At 65.4% G+C, this 18013-nt stretch carries 18 protein-coding genes; 10 read left to right on the forward strand and 8 right to left on the reverse strand.

Annotation, left to right across the window (positions count from 1 at the left end; genetic code table 11):
• Positions 1-186: 186 nt before the first annotated feature.
• Complete coding sequence (locus AC50X9_RS01440; RefSeq protein ID WP_494889364.1) at positions 187-558, forward strand: VOC family protein; 372 nt, start codon at positions 187-189, stop codon at positions 556-558.
• A 115-nt stretch (positions 559-673) separates the two neighbouring features.
• Here AC50X9_RS01440 and AC50X9_RS01445 read toward each other — a convergent pair whose 3' ends face one another.
• From AC50X9_RS01445 to AC50X9_RS01465, 5 genes are all read right to left on the reverse strand, one after another.
• Positions 674-1921: an NYN domain-containing protein gene (locus AC50X9_RS01445; protein WP_494889366.1), complete on the reverse strand. Its 1248-nt coding sequence runs from the start codon at positions 1919-1921 to the stop codon at positions 674-676.
• Positions 1922-1991: 70 nt separating this feature from the next.
• Entirely contained in the window at positions 1992-3500 is a 1509-nt protein-coding gene (locus AC50X9_RS01450; RefSeq protein WP_494889372.1) for an MFS transporter, read from the reverse strand.
• Between the two features lie 136 nt (positions 3501-3636).
• Positions 3637-3813 (reverse strand): CsbD family protein, encoded by a 177-nt coding sequence (locus tag AC50X9_RS01455; RefSeq protein ID WP_494889375.1) that lies wholly within the window; start codon positions 3811-3813, stop codon positions 3637-3639.
• A gap of 147 nt (positions 3814-3960) precedes the next feature.
• Complete coding sequence (locus tag AC50X9_RS01460; RefSeq protein ID WP_494889377.1) at positions 3961-5307, reverse strand: permease prefix domain 1-containing protein; 1347 nt, start codon at positions 5305-5307, stop codon at positions 3961-3963.
• Positions 5307-5669 (reverse strand): PadR family transcriptional regulator, encoded by a 363-nt coding sequence (locus AC50X9_RS01465; protein WP_494889379.1) that lies wholly within the window; start codon positions 5667-5669, stop codon positions 5307-5309. Before AC50X9_RS01465 ends, AC50X9_RS01460 begins: the two co-directional genes overlap by 1 nt.
• 103 nt (positions 5670-5772) lie before the next feature.
• Between AC50X9_RS01465 and AC50X9_RS01470 the strand changes: the two genes are divergently transcribed.
• Positions 5773-6327: a hypothetical protein gene (locus AC50X9_RS01470; protein ID WP_494889380.1), complete on the forward strand. Its 555-nt coding sequence runs from the start codon at positions 5773-5775 to the stop codon at positions 6325-6327.
• A 43-nt stretch (positions 6328-6370) separates the two neighbouring features.
• Here AC50X9_RS01470 and AC50X9_RS01475 read toward each other — a convergent pair whose 3' ends face one another.
• A complete protein-coding gene (locus AC50X9_RS01475) occupies positions 6371-7297 on the reverse strand; it encodes an AraC family transcriptional regulator (protein WP_494889381.1) in 927 nt (308 codons plus the stop codon).
• A gap of 264 nt (positions 7298-7561) precedes the next feature.
• On the opposite strand from AC50X9_RS01475, the gene AC50X9_RS01480 reads away from it, so the two are divergent.
• Genes AC50X9_RS01480 through AC50X9_RS01500 form a run of 5 tightly spaced genes read left to right on the forward strand, consistent with a single transcriptional unit; the run spans position 7562 to position 12972 of the window.
• Positions 7562-8908 (forward strand): ABC transporter substrate-binding protein, encoded by a 1347-nt coding sequence (locus AC50X9_RS01480; protein WP_494889382.1) that lies wholly within the window; start codon positions 7562-7564, stop codon positions 8906-8908.
• A 27-nt stretch (positions 8909-8935) separates the two neighbouring features.
• The gene (locus AC50X9_RS01485; RefSeq protein ID WP_494889383.1) at positions 8936-9904 is read left to right on the forward strand and encodes a carbohydrate ABC transporter permease; all 969 of its coding nucleotides are present in this window, start codon (positions 8936-8938) and stop codon (positions 9902-9904) included.
• On the forward strand, positions 9901-10815 hold the full coding sequence (locus AC50X9_RS01490) for a carbohydrate ABC transporter permease (protein WP_494889384.1): 915 nt from the start codon (positions 9901-9903) through the stop codon (positions 10813-10815). Before AC50X9_RS01485 ends, AC50X9_RS01490 begins: the two co-directional genes overlap by 4 nt.
• A 48-nt stretch (positions 10816-10863) precedes the next feature.
• Positions 10864-11925 carry an NAD(P)-dependent alcohol dehydrogenase gene (locus AC50X9_RS01495; RefSeq protein ID WP_494889385.1) on the forward strand — a complete coding sequence of 354 codons (1062 nt, stop codon included), beginning with the start codon at positions 10864-10866 and terminating at the stop codon, positions 11923-11925.
• A 48-nt stretch (positions 11926-11973) separates the two neighbouring features.
• Positions 11974-12972 carry a carbohydrate kinase family protein gene (locus tag AC50X9_RS01500; protein ID WP_494889386.1) on the forward strand — a complete coding sequence of 333 codons (999 nt, stop codon included), beginning with the start codon at positions 11974-11976 and terminating at the stop codon, positions 12970-12972.
• Positions 12973-13040: 68 nt separating this feature from the next.
• Here the strand turns inward: AC50X9_RS01500 and AC50X9_RS01505 are convergent, their stop codons facing one another.
• Positions 13041-13244, reverse strand: a complete 204-nt coding sequence (locus AC50X9_RS01505) for a hypothetical protein (protein ID WP_494889387.1) — start codon at positions 13242-13244, stop codon at positions 13041-13043.
• A gap of 311 nt (positions 13245-13555) precedes the next feature.
• Positions 13556-14965, reverse strand: a complete 1410-nt coding sequence (locus tag AC50X9_RS01510; RefSeq protein WP_494889389.1) for a trimethylamine monooxygenase — start codon at positions 14963-14965, stop codon at positions 13556-13558.
• Between the two features lie 510 nt (positions 14966-15475).
• Between AC50X9_RS01510 and AC50X9_RS01515 the strand changes: the two genes are divergently transcribed.
• From AC50X9_RS01515 to AC50X9_RS01525, 3 genes are all read left to right on the forward strand, one after another.
• Positions 15476-16609, forward strand: a complete 1134-nt coding sequence (locus AC50X9_RS01515) for an FtsX-like permease family protein (protein ID WP_494889391.1) — start codon at positions 15476-15478, stop codon at positions 16607-16609.
• A gap of 111 nt (positions 16610-16720) precedes the next feature.
• Entirely contained in the window at positions 16721-17452 is a 732-nt protein-coding gene (locus tag AC50X9_RS01520) for an ABC transporter ATP-binding protein (protein ID WP_494889393.1), read from the forward strand.
• 105 nt (positions 17453-17557) lie between these two features.
• A complete protein-coding gene (locus AC50X9_RS01525) occupies positions 17558-17995 on the forward strand; it encodes a DUF2871 domain-containing protein (RefSeq protein WP_494889397.1) in 438 nt (145 codons plus the stop codon).
• Positions 17996-18013 lie beyond the last annotated feature (18 nt).

The raw sequence follows: 18013 nt of genomic DNA on the forward strand, positions 1-18013 counted from the left end.
CACGCATCCGGGCCCCGCGGCGACATCAGCGATCACGGTGGGGAGCGGGATGGATGCGGTGATGGCGACGAAGCCCGCGGGAATGATCCTCCATCCGACGGCCTGACCGAACTGTGTCCTGCGTTACCGGAATATGGCCGCGGGTATCATCGATGCAAACCGTCCTTCTGGAGAGTGGAGCAACACATGCAGCTCGGCGCCTTTTCCGTCAGTCTCGCCGTCGAGGACATCGCGGCTTCCGCTGCGTTCTACGAGAACCTGGGCTTCAGCCGATTCGGCGGCGACATCACCCAGAACTGGCTGATCCTGAAGAACGGTGAGACGGTTATCGGCCTGTTCCAGGGCATGTTCGAGAAGAACATGCTCACGTTCAACCCGGGCTGGAATCAGAACGCGGAGGCCATGGACGCCTTCACCGACGTGCGCGACCTCCAGCGGGAACTAAAAGCCAAGGGCACCGAATTCCTTTCCGAGGCAGACGAAGGAACGACGGGACCCGCGAGCTTTATGGTCCTGGACCCGGACGGAAACCCGGTGCTCGTCGACCAGCACGTCTGATCTGAGTGTGGTTGCATCGGAGAGTGGTTGCGGCCACTTTGAATGATCAGACTGGCGGAGGCCGGAGCCCCAACCCTGGGATGCTGCCTTACATCGCCAGGGCGCGGGGAAGTTGTCAGTCTGTGGACTCCAGCAGCCCGCCGCTGGCCCAGCGCCGCACCGCAAGCTTCTCGGCGGCGTCGAACTCCAGCAGCGCCACCCGGCAGAGTTCTTCCACGTTCGCGGTCCAGGCTGCTGCGAGATCTGCCGCAGTCGCCTCGTCGTTGAACTGGAAATTGGCGTAAGCCAGGCCCTGAAGGACAAAGTTCACGGCGTTGCGGGAGACCGGCTGGCCCGCGCTGACGCAATCATCCCTGACAAGCCGAGACAACTCGGTGCGGTTGAGCGGATGCTCACGAAGCCTGGCCGCCATGGACAGGAATACCTGCCGGAACTGGGCGCCGGAAAGTGCCGGAACATCCGTCACCCGGGTGACCTGCTCCTCGATGCCGGGCTGCGCGTCGGCCGGGGCAGGAAGATCCTCGCTCGAAAACCGCTTGGCGTCCCAGACCCAACCGCCCTGCGCTGGGGAATATTCGACGCTTTGGCCGATCTGGGCCACCCAGGTCCCAAACTTTCCGAAGCCGCCCCAGTCTGTCTTCAGGGACGGGTCGGCTGTGAGGGCCCGGTGGGCCACCATCGCGCCGACAACCGGTCCCGGTGCGGTGCGGACGAACTCCAGTACCTCCCGGACCGCGGGCGAGGCTGCCTTGGTTTTCACCTTCGCCGCGGCCGGGACGTGCTGCTGCTTCGGGGACTGGGACTCCACGGTGCGGATTGGCTCCGCCGTGGTGCCGTTGAGGATCGCGACGAAGTCGTGGGACTCCACCACATGGTCCGCCATCTCCCGGTAGGCGAAGGCGACGGCGCCGGCCGCGATGACGGTGGTCATCCGGTCAGCGGCCCGGAACCGCTGTATCAGGGACGTGAAATCGGCGTCGGCCGAGGCGATGAAGAATTCGTCGATGCCGCCGCTGCCGGAGAGTGCGTCCATTGCCTCAAGCACCAGATTGATGTCCGTGCTGCTCTTGCCGCGTTGCGTGAGGGAGGGGCAATCGATCACGCGGAAGCCGGCACGGGTCCAGTAAGGCCTGTACCTGGAGTAGACCACCGGGTTGAGATAGCAGTTGCGGATCAGGAAACGCCGGGATTCCTCGCCCGCTCCGCCGTCGGCCAGCGCTTCCGTCCAGTGCTTGGGATCCTCGGCGAACCTCTTGGCGGCCGCCGGATCCAGGGCCATCAAGCCCGTATAGACGTTGTCGAAGTCAACGAACATCGCCGCGCGGATGCCAGGCCGCCTGGGCTGGGAAAGAGGTTCGGTCATCGGTTCAGTGTGCCAGCAGGAGTGCGGCCAACACCGGATATTGCCTCCGCGGCTTTGCACACGTTCGTACTCATCCGGCGGACGAGGACGCGGTGTTCGCCGTCCCCGGCGCCTCTGCGGCCGTCCGCGCATACGACCCCGAGACCCGTCGGTAGACCGGCGTCAGGAAGGCCAGCAGCGCGGCCGCGATCATAATGATGCCGGCAATCAGGAAGACCAGGGCGATGCCGCGGGAGGTGCCCTCGCCCAGCAGCGGGGCGAGCTGGGCGGCGCCCTCAGCAGACCGCGCGTACGGAATGATCCAGACCTGGGCGATCGGCGCGATGAGGAACGCGGTGACCGGCGCTGCCGCAGACTCGAACGCCATGGCGAACCCGAACACCCGGCCCTGCCGATGCAGAGGCACCACCTGCTGGATGATCGTCTGCTCGGCGGCCTCCACGAACGGCACCAGGACCAGATATAGCCAGATGCCGGCGATGTACAGCCAGGCCCACTCCCGCAGCGTAAACACCGCGCCGAGAACCCCCATCAGGATCACCGCGATGAGCATGCTCCGCAAGGGATTGGACCCGAGCCCGAACTTGCCGATCAGCGCGCCGCCCACGATGAACCCGGTGGCGCCGAGCGCGAAGTACGTCCCCCACAGCTCCACGGGGAACATCTCCAGGCCGTAGGGATCCATCAACGCCATGTAGACGCCACCGATGAAGTTGTTGGACGTGGAGAACAGGATCAGCGCGAACAGTCCGGAAATGGCCAGCACGGCGGAGAAGGAGCCGCGCAGGTCGAATCCGCCGTGGGCGTCCGTGGCGGCCGCGCGCACCTCCTCGGGCATGCGCAGCGTGAGCAGGTGCGCGAATGCCAGCGCCGTGAGCGCCAAGGCGACGACGATGGTCCAGCCCATGCCCAGCAGCCCGACTGACAGCCCGGAGAGCACCGAAGTGACGATAAACATCAGCCCCTGCACCATACCCACCAGCCCGTTGGCGTTGGCCCGCCGGTCCGGTTCGATGAGGATGGTGACTGTGGTGGAGAGGGCGATGTTGCGCATGTTTTCGACCACGGAACCGACCAGGATGACGAGGGAGAAGACCCAGAACCACGGCTGGGTCAGGTCCAGCAGCAAAGCCGCGGGTGTCAGCAGGAACATGACCGCGGACAGCACGAACATCACCAGGGTGAAGCCCCCGGCGAAGCGCATCACGGCCAGCTTGCGGTAGCGGTCCACGAAGGTGCCGAAGCTGATGCTGGAAACGGCGATCAACAGCATGTACGCGCCGCCGATTACCCCGGTGGCGATCACGTTGCGGGTCTGCAGGTACACCCAGAACGTCAGGGCGAACCACAGATAGCTGGTCGTGATGTTGGCGACGGCGGTGTTCACCAGGATCCCGGCGAAAGTGCGGGACCGCTGTGCCGGACTGCGCAAGGGCTTGTCGCTTGCGTCGGGATCGGGCAGGCGCAAGGCCCCGCCGTCGTCGACAGGAATGGAGGTGACGGCCAGGTCCTCAGGGAAGTCCGCGCTGCCGTCTGGAGCCGCAGCGGCCCTGGACGTGGCCGGTTCCTGCTCGGTCATGCGTTCCAGTTTACTGACAACTGACAGGTGCGGACACGGTCGCTGCACGGGCGGGGTGCAGTCATTGGTCGCCGGGTGGCAGACAAGAGCCGTGGTGCGCTCCACCGGACCGCACCTCGGCCTCTGACGGCTAGTGTCAGTGCCTCTTGAAGGCGTGCCTGACTCTTTCGCCCGCCTGCTTGAGCTCGGACTTGATGTGGAGGCGTTTGCCCTCGGCCTTCAGCCGGTCGTTGCCGGTGGCTTCGCCGGCTGCCATTTTGCCCTTGCCGTGCAGTTTCTCAGCGGCATTGTGGATCTTGTCACCCAGGCCCATGGTGGTTCTCCTTATTTGGTCACCCCCGCGACCGGTTGCCGTGGAGGCCAACACTTAAATTGTAGGGACTGAACGGTCGAAAATAGAGGCTCGCCGGCCAGCATTTGCCACGGATTGCAGCCCGAAAAAGATGGCCGCGGGTAGTGCCTAGACGAAACCGAAGAGTAGCGGGAAGACCAGGGCCACGACTGTCGCCCAGACGCCGTAGACCGGCAGATACCGGGTCTGCCATCGCTCCACCGCGGCGAACCGGCGTCGGCCGCGCAGGAATCCGACGGCGAGCCAGGCGGCCCGGAGCAGGTGCACCAGCAGCAGGAGGTTCAGGCCCAGCGCGGCGACCTTGTTGGGGCTGTAGCCGAACTCCGCGATACGGGTAAGCATTGCAGTCAGCATCACGGCATCCACGGCCAGGGCCGCAGCGACCAGGACCAGCTGCAGGGCATCGAACAGCCCGGGAGGAGCGAGCGAGTCGCGGGCGGAAATCGAGTAGAGCAGCAGGGATAGAACCAGCACGAGGACGGCGTCCATAAGGATCAGCAGGTTGCGGTCGATGTCGGCGAAGCCGCCCGCGGTGGCAAGAACGGCCAGAAGGACCAGCAACATGGCTACGGTCAGCGGCGTAAACACGCGGGTGAGGACGGGGGCGATGTTCTCGACCACCTGTTGCTTGGCCTCGACCAGCCACGTGGCAACCACAAGCGCCCCGGGCACCGCGAACGGCAGGATCCAGCCCTCCAGAACCGGTTCGAAGTCGGCGCCCACGATCTGCAGCATCGCCAGGGTGAGTGCGATCAGGACTGCACCGCCGAGCGCCAGCAGCGCGAAGTAGATCGCGAGCTCGCCGGTGAATCGGACGAAGTCCATCCGTCGCTTGTCTGACCGCCACCGGCCTCCGACGTAGGCAACGCCCAGCAGCAGCCAAAGAACGGCCGGGGCGTGCAATGCGGTGAGGAGTTGGGTGGAACCGCCGGGGGCGAACGGGTAGACGTTGAGGGCGACTGCCAGAACGGCAAAGGAGGCGATCAGCCCCGCCGCCACCGCGCCGGTGAAGCGGCGCTTCCAGGCGAAGTAGGCGGCGAGGAACGGGAAGACGAGCAGGCCGAGGTTGCGCATAAGCGCTGCGCCGTCCTCGATCCAGACGAGGCCGATCTTGACCGCCACGCCCGTGCCGAAGGCGAGTGCGAGCACCATGGCCAGCTCGCGCCACGGTGGCGTGCCGCCGTCGATGCCCTCCGGCACGAGGACGAGCTGCTTCCAGAGCCGGTCGGAGTGTTCGCGGGCAAACTCGTGGGAGACGGCGTCGAGGTTGCCGAGGCGCTTGATGGCAACCAGGAAAGCCTCCTCGTCATCGAGTCCGGTCGCCTGCCGGTCCGCAATCTGCTCGCGCAGATGGTCTTCCAGCTCGTCGACGTCGGCGGGGGAGATCGCTTGGCGCCGCTGAACGTAGCCGCGCCACCGGTCGATCTGGGCTTCCAGCTCTGCGTGTGACGCCATTACGCCCACCCCTCGACCGCGCCGGACGGCCGCGGCGAGCTCTGCCACACCTGACGCAGAGCGTCTGCGACGACGGTCCACTGCTCCTGGCGGTCCGCGAGGGCGTCCCGGCCCGCCGGAGTAATGGCGTAGTGCTTGCGCCGGCGCCCGGCGTCGGACGTGCCCCACGACGACGTCACGTAACCGAGCCGCTCCAGCCGGTGCAGCAGCGGGTAGAGCATCCCGTCGGTCCACTCCATGCCCCCGCCCGACAGCTCACTGACGCGTTTGAGGATGGCGTAGCCGTAGAGGTCGCCGCCGGACAGGATGCCCAGCACGAGCGGAGTGGCCGAGGCGGCGACCAGGTCTTTATCAATGCGCACTGCGCCTCCTATACCTAGAGCTGAAGGGTATCAAACATAGCAGCGCTAGGTATAGCCAAACATCTCCCGCTTGTCAGCCAGTGAGTGGTGGCATACTTGCGCCATGAAGCTGACGGGATGGCTTGGGCCCAAGGAATTCTGGGATCGCTACGACCAAATGGAGCAGCTTGTCAGGGAGTCCGCCGGTGAGCTGCCCTGTTACGGGCTCCAGGGGTGGTCCGGTCCGATGGCCATCGGCGAATGGGATCTCGGCAGCCGCCCGCCCACTGCGGCGGGCCTGGTCTACGGCTCCGTGGAATCGGGCCCGTATCTGCGGACCTCGACGACGTCCGAGGATCCGCGGATGGCCATCGCCCACCGCCGGCTGGCCGAGGGCGGTCCTCCTGCCAGCGGAGAGGAACTGGCGCATCGGCTGGAAGCGCTCCTGTCCGAGCCCGGCGAAGAAGTGGCCATACCGGTGGACGACCTTCCGGAGGTCTTCGAAGTTTGGCGGGACGCTGATCGCTGGTGGGCCAGCGATCAGCACAGCGGCAACGGATTGATGCTGGAGGGAAGAGGCATGGAGCCCGCCTCCCTGTCCCTGCACCGCGTCCCGGATATTGAGCACTATCTGGACGGCCGCCGTGCGCAGATCCGGGCCGCGCGCGGGGAGAGCTAGCGGAATCGCTCAGTCGACGAGGCGGGTCCCGTGGCTGTGGCCGTCAGTTCTGCACGCGCTGACGGTAGTCGCGCGGGGTTTCGCCGGCGTCATTGAGGAAGTGCCGGTTGAAATTGGACAGGTTCGAGAAGCCCACTTCGTAGCAAATGGCCGAGATGGCCTTGTCGCTGTGCTGCAGCAGGCGCCGCGCATGGGCGAGCCGGAGTTTGCGGACCAAGTCACTGAAGTTCTGGCCGGTGGCCCGCTTGAAGTATTTCGAAAACGTTGGCTCTGACATTCCGACCAGCGCCGCGGCCTCGGACATCTTGACGCTGCCGGCGTGGTTGCCGAAGACGTACTCAAGGACGATGTCCACTACTGCCGCGGCCTGGCCGTCCAGTTGGGGGCGGAACCATTCCTCGGCCAGGTAGCGGCGTTCCTCCTGTGGTGCACGGGCAAGAACCGTGAGGAGCTCAAAAAGGTGGTGCAGCCGCTCCAGGCCGCTGGAGGCGCCCATTGCGTTGATGGATGCGGCCGCAGATTTGGCTGTCTGTCCCAGGAATTCGATCCCGCGTGAGGACTGTTCCAGCAGAGGCTTGACCTCGGCCATTTCCGGAATGATGGAAGCGGCCTGGTCCACCCATTTCCCGTCGAACTGGATGAGGGCATCCCTGCCCTGGAGGACTTCTCCGGGCTCGAGGTCGCTGACCCAGTCGTGCGGGAGCCCCGATCCCACCAGCGCTACATGGCCGGCCTCGAACGTGCCGATGTGGTCGCCCACGATGAACTTTCCGGTGCCTTTCCGGATCAGGTGCAGCTCATATTCGGGGTGGTAGTTCCAGCGTGCCACCGGGCTGGGATAGTCGTGCTCGTGCCACCGGACGGAATGGTCCGGGTCTTCCGGAATGACCTCCCGGTTGGCGCGCATGCCCAGCAGCCTTTCTGCCAGCCGGGCCGCTGCGCCGTCGCTGGGATCCGATGCGCTCGTCATGGGCCTCCCCGGGTTATGAAAAACAGACAGCGCCATTGGTTGCCTTCTCCCAGAGTAGCGCGCGGCCCGGGGCCGGTCGGGAAAATAAGTATCAGAAACCGGCAACCACGGCGCTAGTTGTGTCCTATCCCACAGGCCTAATCTTGAGGAACATCAGCGCGGCACCCCGGCTTCCAGCCCCGGTCCCGCCTTCGGCGCCGCACCCCGACACAGCAGTCGGAATGCAGGTCGCATTGCATCCCCGAAGAACAAAGGAGTCCTTGAATGCGCGCAAAAACACGCGTCGCCGCGTTGGCCGCAGGTGCCCTGTGCGTGGCGCTCAGCGCCTCGGCCTGTGCAGGAGCCGGCGGAGGCAACTCCGCCGGTGACCCCAACGCCATCAATGTCCTGATGGTCAACAACCCCCAGATGGAGGACCTGCAGCGGCTCACCGCCGACAACTTCACCAAAGAAACCGGCATCAGGGTCAACTACACCGTCCTGCCGGAAAATGACGTCCGGGCCAAGATCAGCCAGGAGTTCTCGAGCCAGGCCGGCCAGTACGACATTGCGTCGCTGTCCAACTACGAGATCCCGTTCTACTCCGCCAACGGCTGGCTGGCACCGCTGGACCAGGTGGCCAAGGATCCCGAGTTCAACCAGGCGGACATCCTGCCGGCCTACACGGCCTCGCTGACAGGCAAGGACGGCAAGCTCTACGGCGAACCGTTTTATGGAGAATCCTCCTTCCTGATGTACCGGAAGGACATCTTCGAGGCCAAGGGCCTGACGATGCCGGAGCAGCCCACCTGGGATGAGGTCGCAGCCCTTGCCGCCCAGGCCGACGGTGCCGCCCCGGGCATGAAGGGGATCTGCCTGCGCGGCCAGCCCGGCTGGGGCCAGGTCTTCGCACCGCTGACCACGGTGGTGAACACCTTCGGCGGAACCTGGTTCGACAAGGACTGGAACGCACAGGTCAACAGCCCGGAATTCACCGCAGCAGTCGAGTTTTACACCAAATTGGTCCGGGAACACGGTCCGGCGGGGGCCGCCCAGGCCGGGTTCACCGAGTGCCTGAACAACATGAGCCAGGGCAAGGTCGCCATGTGGTACGACGCCACCTCTGCGGCCGGCGCCCTGGAAGCCGAGGCCTCCCCGGTGAAGGGAAAGATCGGTTACGCCCAGGCCCCGGTGAAGGAAACTAAGTCCTCGGGCTGGCTGTGGACCTGGTCCTGGGCCGTGCAGGCGGCCTCCAAGAAGCAGGATGCCGCCGGGAAGTTCATCGCCTGGGCCAGCTCGGAGAAGTACGAGGAACTGGTGGCGTCCAAGCTCGGCTGGTCCAAAGTCCCGTCCGGCAAGCGCATCTCCACTTACGAGAACGCCGAGTTCCAGCAGGCTGCCCCGTTCTTCAAGGCCGAACGCTTCGCCATTGAGAACGCCGATCCGACCAACCCCGGCGTCCAGCCGCGTCCGGCCGTGGGCATCCAGTTTGTCGGCATTCCCGAGTTCGCCGCCCTGGGCACCAGGGTGTCCCAGGGGGTCAGCTCCGCCATCGCCGGCCAGGGCACCGTGTCCGACGCGCTGGTCAAGGGACAGGAAGCCGCACAAAAAGTCGGCGACAAGTACAAGTAATCACAACCCCAACTGCAGGAGAACATCATGACTAACGCAACGGCGCGCGTCTCCCGGCACGGGAGCACCACAGCCAAACCTTCCAGGGACGCCAGAGCGCGGGAACGGGCCGTGGCCTGGGTGCGGCGTGCACCGCTGCTTCCGGCCCTGATCTTCCTCATCATCGTCACCCAGCTGCCGTTCGTGGTGACCCTGGTCATTTCCTTCCTGAACTGGAACAGTCTGAGCCCGGACACGACCGGGTTTGCCGGGTTCGAGAACTACGTTCAGGTCCTCACTGATCCCTACATGCAGCAGGCAATCCTCACCACCATCGTCATGACCGTCTCGGTGGTTCTGGCCAGCCTGGTCCTCGGCCTGGGCCTGGCCCTGCTCCTGGACAAGAAATTCATCGGCCGCGGACTGGCGCGGACCCTGCTGATCGCACCGTTCCTCGTGGTGCCGGTGGCCGCGGCGCTCATCTGGAAGCACGCCATCCTTAACCCGGTCTATGGCCTGATCAACGGCACTCTCACCTGGGTCTGGGCGCTGTTCGGCAGCGACACCCCGCCCCAGACGGACCTGCTGTCCTCGGCGCCGCTGATGGCGATCATCATCTCCCTGGTCTGGCAGTGGACACCATTTATGATGCTCATCCTGCTTGCTGGTCTCCAGTCCCGTCCGATGGACACCGTCGAAGCCGCCCAAATGGACGGCGCAACTCCCTGGGCGATTTTCCGCCACCTTACCCTGCCGCACCTGCGGCAGTATCTGGAGCTGGGCGGGCTGCTCGGGGCCATCTACATCGTGCAGAATTTCGACGCTGTCTTCACCCTCACCTCCGGCGGTCTGGGCACGGCCAACCTGCCCTACGCCATCTACGAGACGTTTTACTTCGCCAACGAATATGGCCTGGCGTCCGCCGCCGGCGTCGTGGTGGTCATCGGCACCATCATCGTGGCGACCTTCGCACTCCGCACCGTATTCTCGCTCTTCAAGAAGGAGGCAGCACGATGAGCACGCTCACCCCCACCGAGCCCCGGGCATCAGTTTCCGGCCCGACCGCACTCAACAAGCCACGGCGCCGCGGCAAGTCGCGCATGGACCCCACCCGGAACAACACGGCTGCCGGGATCGCGGCCTGGCTGCTGGCCCTGATGTTCGCAGTACCGGTCCTGTGGATGATCCTGACGTCCTTCCACTCGGAAACGGACGCCGCGACCAACCCGCCCTCCATCGCCGCCGACCTCACGCTGGACGCGTACCAGGAGTTCTTCGGGGCAACCTCCGGTGTCAGCCCGTGGCCGTCGCTGATCAACTCCGCCACCGCCTCGATCTTCTCCACCGTCCTGGTGCTGGTGCTGGCGATCCCGGCCGCGTACGCCCTTTCCATCCGGCCGGTGAAGAAGTGGTCCGACGTGATGTTCTTCTTCCTCTCCACCAAGATGATGCCCGTCGTTGCCGCGGTCCTGCCGCTCTACCTCGTCGCCAAAAACATCGGCGCGCTGGACAACATCTGGTTCCTGGTCCTGATGTACACCTCGATGAACCTGCCCATCGCCGTGTGGATGATGCGCTCCTTCCTCGACGAAGTGCCGGTCGAAATGCTGGAGGCCGCCCAGATTGACGGTGCGGGCCTGCTACTGACGCTCCGTAAGGTCGTCGCCCCCGTGGCAATGCCCGGGATCGCCGCCACTGCCCTGATCTGCTTCATCTTCAGCTGGAACGAACTCCTCTTGGCCCGGGTCCTCACCGGCGTCGTGGCCGGCACCGCGCCGGTCTTCCTCACCGGCTTCGTCTCAGGCCAGGGACTGTTCCTCGCCAAGGTCTGCGCTGCCGCCGTCGTCATCTCCCTGCCGGTGCTGTTCGCCGGATTCGCCGCCCAGGACAAGCTCGTCCAGGGACTCTCGCTCGGCGCCGTCAAGTAGCCGACCGCCGCCCCTTCGATCTGTACAGGAAGAAAAGGAAAAACTTCGATGACAACCTCAACCGCACAGTCCCGCACGCCCGGCCATCCGGAAGTACCCGCCACGATGCGCGCCGCAGTGCTCAAACGCCAGGGCGACATGACCATGGAAACCCTGGCCGTCCCGCAGTTGGAACCCGACCAGGTCCTGGTGAAGGTCGCCGCCGTCGGCGTCTGCGGCAGCGACGTCCACTACTACGAGCACGGCCGGATCGGCGACTACGTCGTGGACCACCCATTGATCCTCGGCCATGAACTCTCCGGACGGATCGCCGCCGTCGGAAGCGCCGTGGACCCCGCCCGCCTCGGCAAGCGGGTCGCCGTCGAACCCCAGCGGCCCTGCCGCAAATGCAAGCAGTGCAAGGCCGGCCGGTACAACCTCTGCCCCGACATCGAGTTCTACGCCACCCCGCCGATCGACGGCGCCTTCGCCGAATACGTCACCATCCAGGGCGACTTCGCCTACGACATCCCGGACAGCGTCAGCGATGAGGCGGCGGCCCTCATCGAACCGCTCTCCGTCGGCCTCTGGGCCTGCGAACGCGCGCAGATCAAACCCGGCAGCCGGGTGCTGATCGCCGGAGCCGGCCCCATCGGCATCATCGCCGCCCAGGCCGCCCGCGCCTACGGCGCCACCGAAATCTACATCTCCGACATCGCCGAGGACCGGCTGGCGTTCGCGCTCGAACACGGCGCCACCCACGCCCTGAACGCCAGGACGGACAGCGTCGAAGGGCTCGACGTCGATGCGTTCATCGACGCCTCCGGCGCCCCGCAGGCCGTCCGTTCCGGGATCAAGGCCGTGGGACCGGCCGGCCGGGTCATCCTCGTGGGACTGGGGGCCGACGACGTCGAACTCCCCGTCTCGTACATCCAGAACCGGGAGATCTGGCTCTCCGGGGTATTCCGCTACACCAACACCTGGCCGCTCGCCATCCAGCTGATCGCCGACGGGAAAGTGGACCTGGACATCCTGGTCACCGGCAGGTTCGCCCTCGCCGACTCCGAAGCGGCACTCAACGCAGGCAAGCAGGCAGGCCAGCTCAAGGCCATCGTCTACCCCGGCCGCTGAACCGCACCGGACCAGACACCACGTTCAACACCCTGCAAGGAGGCAGCCATGCCAGCACAAGGGGACGGTCCCCAGCCACGCCACCCTGATGACGGATCCCTGGTGACCGTCATCGGCGAATCACTCGTTGACATCATCCATGACCCGCGGCGCGGAACCGCCAGGCCCGAAGCCCACCCCGGCGGCAGCCCCCTCAACGTGGCCGTCGGCTGCTCCCGCCTGGATCTGCGGACCAACCTCATCACCCACTTTGCCGAGGACCCGTACGGGCAGCTGATCGCCGACCATTTGCGGAGCAACGGCGTCGATGCCACGGCCGGCGGCTCCCAGCCGACCTCCACCGCGGTGGCGTCCCTGGATGCCGCCGGGGCCGCGGACTACACGTTCTCCATCAGCTGGGATCTCAACGGAGCGTCCATTCCGGCCCTGGCTGCGGTGGAGAGCTCACTGCATGTCCACACCGGATCCATCGCGTCGGTGCTGTCCCCGGGCAGCGAGGCCGTGCGGCGGCTGATTGAGGCGGCACGTCCGTACGCCACCGTCAGCTTCGATCCCAATTGCAGGCCCACCGTCAGCCCGGACACGGCCGGTGCCCGGGACCGGGTCGAAGACTTTGTTGCCGCCAGCGACATCGTCAAGGCCAGCGACGAGGACCTGCTGTGGCTCTACCCCGACAAAACGCCGGACGAGTCGCTGGCAGCGTGGCTGGAGCTCGGACCGGCGTTGGTGGCGCTGACCCGCGGCGCGGCCGGGCCCATCATCCTGACCCGGCGGCAACGGGTGGAACTGCCGGGGGAAGCCATCACGGTGGCGGACACCGTCGGGGCGGGGGACTCCTTTATGGCGGCGTTGATCGCCGGACTTGCGCAGCTGGACGCGTTGGGCGCCGCGGCACGGCCTCGCCTGCAGAACCTCACGCGGGACGAGCTGTCCGCCCTGGCCGCTTATGCGAACAGGGCCGCGGCCATCACCTGTTCCCGGCAAGGCGCCAACCCGCCCACGTCGGCCGAGCTGGGGACCTGGACCGGGATCTTGACCGGTTCCTGAGACGGAACAACGACGGCGGGAAAGTCCCGCCGCCGCCGTCGTCGTGGTGTTGCTGTGGTGCTGTGGAGCTAGGAGGAGGCCGACTCGAGGTTGGCTGCTCCCTGGTTCAGGCTGAGCGTGAAGGTGTTGGGGCCGCTGGCGTGGACCGCGATGTTGCTCTTGGAGGTGTTGTGGCGCACCGAGTGGTCGTGGATCAGGGCGTCCAACTCGTGGTGCATGTTGGAGCGGTCCCAGAGTTTGTGGGCGACAGAGGTGGCAGTTTCAAACGTCATTGTTCAGTGCTTCCATTCATAATTCCGGAGGTCCGGCTGCCGCACCGATGCGGAGCCGCGGAGGGTCCAACCAGGAACACCTGAGACCTTGGCCAGCTCTGCGAGCTCACCGGTATGGCCTCATTGCGTCCACCAGGATGGTAAATCTTTACCTTTTCATAGTGCATGGAGCGGCGGCGGCGACTCAAGCTGATGTCGCATTTATTGCCCGTGAGACTCATCACAGCGGGGGCGGACGCAACAGGACGACGGCGGAAGTGTTCCGCCGTCGTCCGCCCTGAATCGTTACCGCTGCAAGCGGAAGTTGGGGTCTACCCGTGCTGTCCCGCGGGAGCCGCCGCGGTGAGGGCAGCAAGGGCTCCGGTGTCCACGTTTTCCGAGGGACCCTGGAGGTAGCGCCCCAGGCTGTCATCCATGGCGTTGATCCAGCGCGTGTGGTGCTTCGCAGCCATCGTGCCGGTCATCACCGAGCGGTGCACGTTGTCCCGGTACCCGAGGATGTGGTCCTGCTTATCGCGCATCCACTGCTTTAACAGCTCGGACACGGTGTACAAATCGAACTCGGGGTAGTCCGTCAGCGCGATGAGCTCACGCAGATACTCCGTCTGGAAATCGGCTTCGGCTTCGTGGTCCGCCAGGGCGGACTGCCGCTCCAGCCAGCCCGCGACGTCGGCTGCCCGCTCCGCGGTGTCCGGCAGCGCGATGCGGCCGAGCATCACATCGCGGGCGAACCACGCCTGCGCGTCGAACATGTTGAACGTGTAGTACTGGTCCTGCGCGCCGAGATAGAACAGGTTGGTGTTGTCCTGCCACACCACGCCCTTGTAGAGGTGGCCCGGGTAGAGCACGTTGCGCGACTTCAGCGAGAGCTCGCTCGGCAGGAACGGATATTTGTGCTGGTAACCCGTGCACAGGACGACGGCGTCGAAGTCTCCGGTGGTTCCGTCGCTGAAATGCGCCGTGCTGCCCTCAAAACGTGTCACCAGGGGGCGTTCCCTCGTGTTCTCGGGCCAGTCGAAGCCCATCGGAGCACTGCGGTAACTGAACGTCACGGACTTAGCGCCCATTTTGTGGGTCTGCATGCCGATGTCCTCGGCGGAATAGCTGCTGCCGATCAGCAGGACGTTCTGGCCGGCGAACCGTTCGGCGCCGCGGAAATCGTGGGCATGCAGCACTTCCCCCGGGAAGCCGCCGATGCCTTCGAACTCGGGGACATTGGGGAAGGAAAAGTGGCCGGTGGAGACCACCAGCTTGTCGAAGATGTGGGTCTCGGTCGTTTCGGTGATCAGATCCTCGACGGCTACGGTGAATTCCTGCGCCTGTTCGTCATACGAGACCCAGCGGGCGGCCGTGTTGAAACGCACGTACTTGCGCACGTCGGATTTCTCCACCCGGCCCTTGATGTAATCGAAGAGGACCTCGCGCGGGGGATAAGACGAGATCGCCCGGCCGAAATGCTCGTCGAAGGTGTAGTCGGCGAACTCCAGGCACTCCTTCGGGCCGTTGGACCACAGGTGCCGGTACATGCTGCTGTGGACGGGTTCGCTGAAGGCGTCCAGGCCGATCCGCCAGCTGTTGTTCCACTGGCCGCCCCAGTCGTCCTGCTTTTCGAAGCACATGATCTCCGGGATGCTGGCTCCAGCCTGGCGTGCCGAATCAAATGCCCGTAGCTGTGCCATCCCGCTGGGGCCAGCCCCGATGATTCCGACTCGCATTGACATGCCTACTCCTGTTCGTTGGATCTTCTCCATCAGATTCGACGCCCGGAAGGCATGTGGCCGTGAGACATCCCGGCCGCACCGCAGGGGGCGCAAAGGCGCACGGCGGGTAACGGCTTCTGCAGTGACACACAGCCGGCGCGTCTGCGCGCCGGGCCTCGATAATCAATCCCTGCGGGCCTGTGCCTGCAACGGGAGAAGGGGCAATAGGTGTCTGCCGTCAGCAGGAAAATGGTCCTGCATGACTGTTCCGAGCGGTCCGCCTACGATCCAATAAGGTCGGCGGTCCTCTTGCATTATGCTCATCCGGGCTGTGGATAAGTCAAAAGGAGATGGTTCAGACCGCTGGCGGTGGACCGCGAGGCAGGTGTGATCAACCGAATGGTTGACCCGGGAGCCAGCCAATGTTCCGCCGCGGATCAACCGGCTGCACGATGGCACCGGGGCCGGCCCGCGGGAGGGTGGACTTAGGGCCTTTCGGCCGCTGCTTCATCCACTGAAAGAAGAACAAACGTGTTTCTTGCTATCCGCGATATCCGCTTTGCCAAGGGCCGGTTCGCCCTGATGGGCGGCGTCGTTGCCCTGATCACCCTGCTGCTCGTGATGCTCTCGGGACTGACGGCCGGGCTGGGGGACCAGTCGACGTCGGCAATTGACAAACTCGGCGCCGTCAATGGCAGCGGAGTCGCCTCCAAGGCGGTGGACAGCATCGTCTTCGGCGCCCCCGGCGCGAACGCGCCCAAGGCTTCCTTCACCGAAAGTGAGGTCACCGCTGCGCAGGTCGACAGCTGGAAGAACCGGGCCGGCGTACGCAACGCTGAAGCCCTGGGCATCAGCCAGACCCGCTTCCAGGGTGTGGCTGCGGATACCGGTTCGGGCACCGGCACCACCAACGTCGCCGTTTTCGGCGTCGCACCGGACGGCGAACTGGCCCCGTCCACGGTAACCGCCGACACTGTCGTGATCGGCAAATCGGTCGCCAAGGCCCTTGCCCTGAAGACCGGAGACAGGGCCGGCGTCGGAGGACTCGAGCTGACCGTCAGCGCCGTGGTCGAAGACCAGTGGTACTCCCACACCAGTGTGGTCTGGACTGCGCTTCCCACTTGGTCCAAACTTGCCCACCTGACCGACCCGGAGCAGCTCGGAACCGTCGCCGCCGTCACCTACAGGGACGGCGCCAGCGTTGACGAAGCCGCCGCCAACATCGCTGCCCACACCGTGAGCGACTCACGCACCGGATCGTTCCAGGCCCTGGGCTCCTACAAGAGCGAAAACGGCTCGCTGAACCTGATGCAGGCCTTCCTCTACGGCATCTCCGCCCTGGTCATCGTGGCCTTCCTGACTGTGTGGACCGTCCAGCGGACCCGCGACATCGCGGTCCTGAAGGCCATGGGCGGATCAAGCGGCTATATCCTGCGCGACGCCATCACCCAGGCCGCGATCGTCCTGCTGGCCGGTGCCGGAATCGGCGGCGGGATCGGCATCCTCGGCGGCTTCGTCGCAGCCCGGGCAGCCCCCTTCCTGATCACCCCCGCCACAACACTCCTGCCCATCCTCGGAATCATCGCCCTCGGTCTGGCCGGCGCGGCACTGGCCGTCCGCCGCGTCACCAAGGTCGACGCCCTGATCGCCCTCGGCGGGAACTAGACCCTCCCCGGCCGGCCCGCCAGCCGGTCAGCCAACCAGCCAAGCCGCCAGCCGGTCACGTCCGTGGCCCCGCTGTAGATTCCGCCCGAGAACATTCTGAAGGAAGTACCCATGTCCTCCACGCCCAGCCCCCTCGACCCACACACCGCCGCCCGTGGTTCCCTGAATCTCGTCAACGTCACCCTCGAATACCCTGACGGGGACGGAACACTCAAAGCCCTGGACGCTGTGAACCTCACAGTGCCGGCGGGTCAGATGATTTCCCTTGTGGGCCCGTCAGGATCCGGAAAGTCCAGTCTGCTGGCCGCCGCCGCCACCCTCGTCCGCCCCACCCATGGGCTGGTGATCATCGACGGCACCGATGCCACTGGGCTGGACGACAAGGACCTCACCGCACTCCGGCGGGAGAAGATCGGCATCATCTTCCAGCAGCCCAACCTGCTCGCGTCCCTGACCGCCGCCGAACAACTCATCATCGGCGACCACCTGCGCGGGAAGTCAGTCAAAGCCGCCCGGGCCAAAGCTGCAGAACTCCTCGACATCGTCGGACTCAGCTCCAGCGCAGACAAGCGCCCGCACCAGCTCTCCGGCGGCCAGCGCCAGCGGGTCAACATCGCCCGCGCCCTGATGGGAGATCCAAAGGTCCTGCTCGTGGACGAGCCCACCGCGGCCCTGGACCACGACCGCAGCGACTCCATCGTTCGGCTGCTGCGCCGTGTCACCAATGACTTCATGGTCGCCACCGTCATGGTGACCCATGACACCGAATTCGTCCCGCTGACCGACTCAGTCGCCACCATGCGCGACGGCAAACTCACCGCCCCCGTGCTGACGACGGTCTGATACCCGCAAACCCGGCCGACGTGTCGTGCATGACCGTGCCCGCCCACCCGCAGCCCCTGATTATTGGCCTCCGACCTCCATTTCATCTATCCAAGGAACCCACTCATGAAAAAGCTCTACTACGCCTCCCTCTCCTACATGATCGGCGGCCTCGCTTCCGGATTGTTCTACCGTGAATTCACCAAAGCCAACGACTTCACCGGCGGCAGCCAGCTTTCCCTGGTGCACACCCACCTCCTGGCCCTGGGCATGCTGTTCTTCCTCGCCGTTCTGGCACTGGACAAGCTCTTCAACCTCTCCGGCCTGCGCATGTTCAACGTGTTCTTCTGGAGCTACAACGCCGGCCTTGCACTCACAGCCGCGATGATGGTCCTCAGCGGCGTCTTAACTGTCCAGGGCTTCACTCCGTCAGCCGCGGTCGCAGGCATCTCCGGGCTGGGGCACATCGGCCTCACCGCCGGGCTGATCCTCCTGTTCATCACCCTCGGCAAGCGCGTCTCCGGCAAAGAATCCGCTGAAGCCCAACTCACCCGCGCCAACTGACCCCACCCCAACCAACCC

Source organism: Pseudarthrobacter sp. HLT1-3 (assembly GCF_059383535.1).

Excerpts from the sequence above, each read along its gene's own strand:
- AC50X9_RS01505 (WP_494889387.1), bottom strand. The coding sequence starts at position 13,244 with ATGACGTTTGAAACTGCCACCTCTGTCGCCCACAAACTCTGGGACCGC.
- AC50X9_RS01485 (WP_494889383.1), top strand. The coding sequence starts at position 8,936 with ATGACTAACGCAACGGCGCGCGTCTCCCGGCACGGGAGCACCACAGCC.
- AC50X9_RS01475 (WP_494889381.1), bottom strand. The coding sequence starts at position 7,297 with ATGACGAGCGCATCGGATCCCAGCGACGGCGCAGCGGCCCGGCTGGCA.
- AC50X9_RS01500 (WP_494889386.1), top strand. The coding sequence starts at position 11,974 with ATGCCAGCACAAGGGGACGGTCCCCAGCCACGCCACCCTGATGACGGA.
- AC50X9_RS01470 (WP_494889380.1), top strand. The coding sequence starts at position 5,773 with ATGAAGCTGACGGGATGGCTTGGGCCCAAGGAATTCTGGGATCGCTAC.
- AC50X9_RS01480 (WP_494889382.1), top strand. The coding sequence starts at position 7,562 with ATGCGCGCAAAAACACGCGTCGCCGCGTTGGCCGCAGGTGCCCTGTGC.
- AC50X9_RS01455 (WP_494889375.1), bottom strand. The coding sequence starts at position 3,813 with ATGGGCCTGGGTGACAAGATCCACAATGCCGCTGAGAAACTGCACGGC.
- AC50X9_RS01460 (WP_494889377.1), bottom strand. The coding sequence starts at position 5,307 with ATGGCGTCACACGCAGAGCTGGAAGCCCAGATCGACCGGTGGCGCGGC.
- AC50X9_RS01490 (WP_494889384.1), top strand. The coding sequence starts at position 9,901 with ATGAGCACGCTCACCCCCACCGAGCCCCGGGCATCAGTTTCCGGCCCG.
- AC50X9_RS01520 (WP_494889393.1), top strand. The coding sequence starts at position 16,721 with ATGTCCTCCACGCCCAGCCCCCTCGACCCACACACCGCCGCCCGTGGT.
- AC50X9_RS01445 (WP_494889366.1), bottom strand. The coding sequence starts at position 1,921 with ATGACCGAACCTCTTTCCCAGCCCAGGCGGCCTGGCATCCGCGCGGCG.
- AC50X9_RS01450 (WP_494889372.1), bottom strand. The coding sequence starts at position 3,500 with ATGACCGAGCAGGAACCGGCCACGTCCAGGGCCGCTGCGGCTCCAGAC.
- AC50X9_RS01495 (WP_494889385.1), top strand. The coding sequence starts at position 10,864 with ATGACAACCTCAACCGCACAGTCCCGCACGCCCGGCCATCCGGAAGTA.
- AC50X9_RS01440 (WP_494889364.1), top strand. The coding sequence starts at position 187 with ATGCAGCTCGGCGCCTTTTCCGTCAGTCTCGCCGTCGAGGACATCGCG.
- AC50X9_RS01510 (WP_494889389.1), bottom strand. The coding sequence starts at position 14,965 with ATGTCAATGCGAGTCGGAATCATCGGGGCTGGCCCCAGCGGGATGGCA.
- AC50X9_RS01525 (WP_494889397.1), top strand. The coding sequence starts at position 17,558 with ATGAAAAAGCTCTACTACGCCTCCCTCTCCTACATGATCGGCGGCCTC.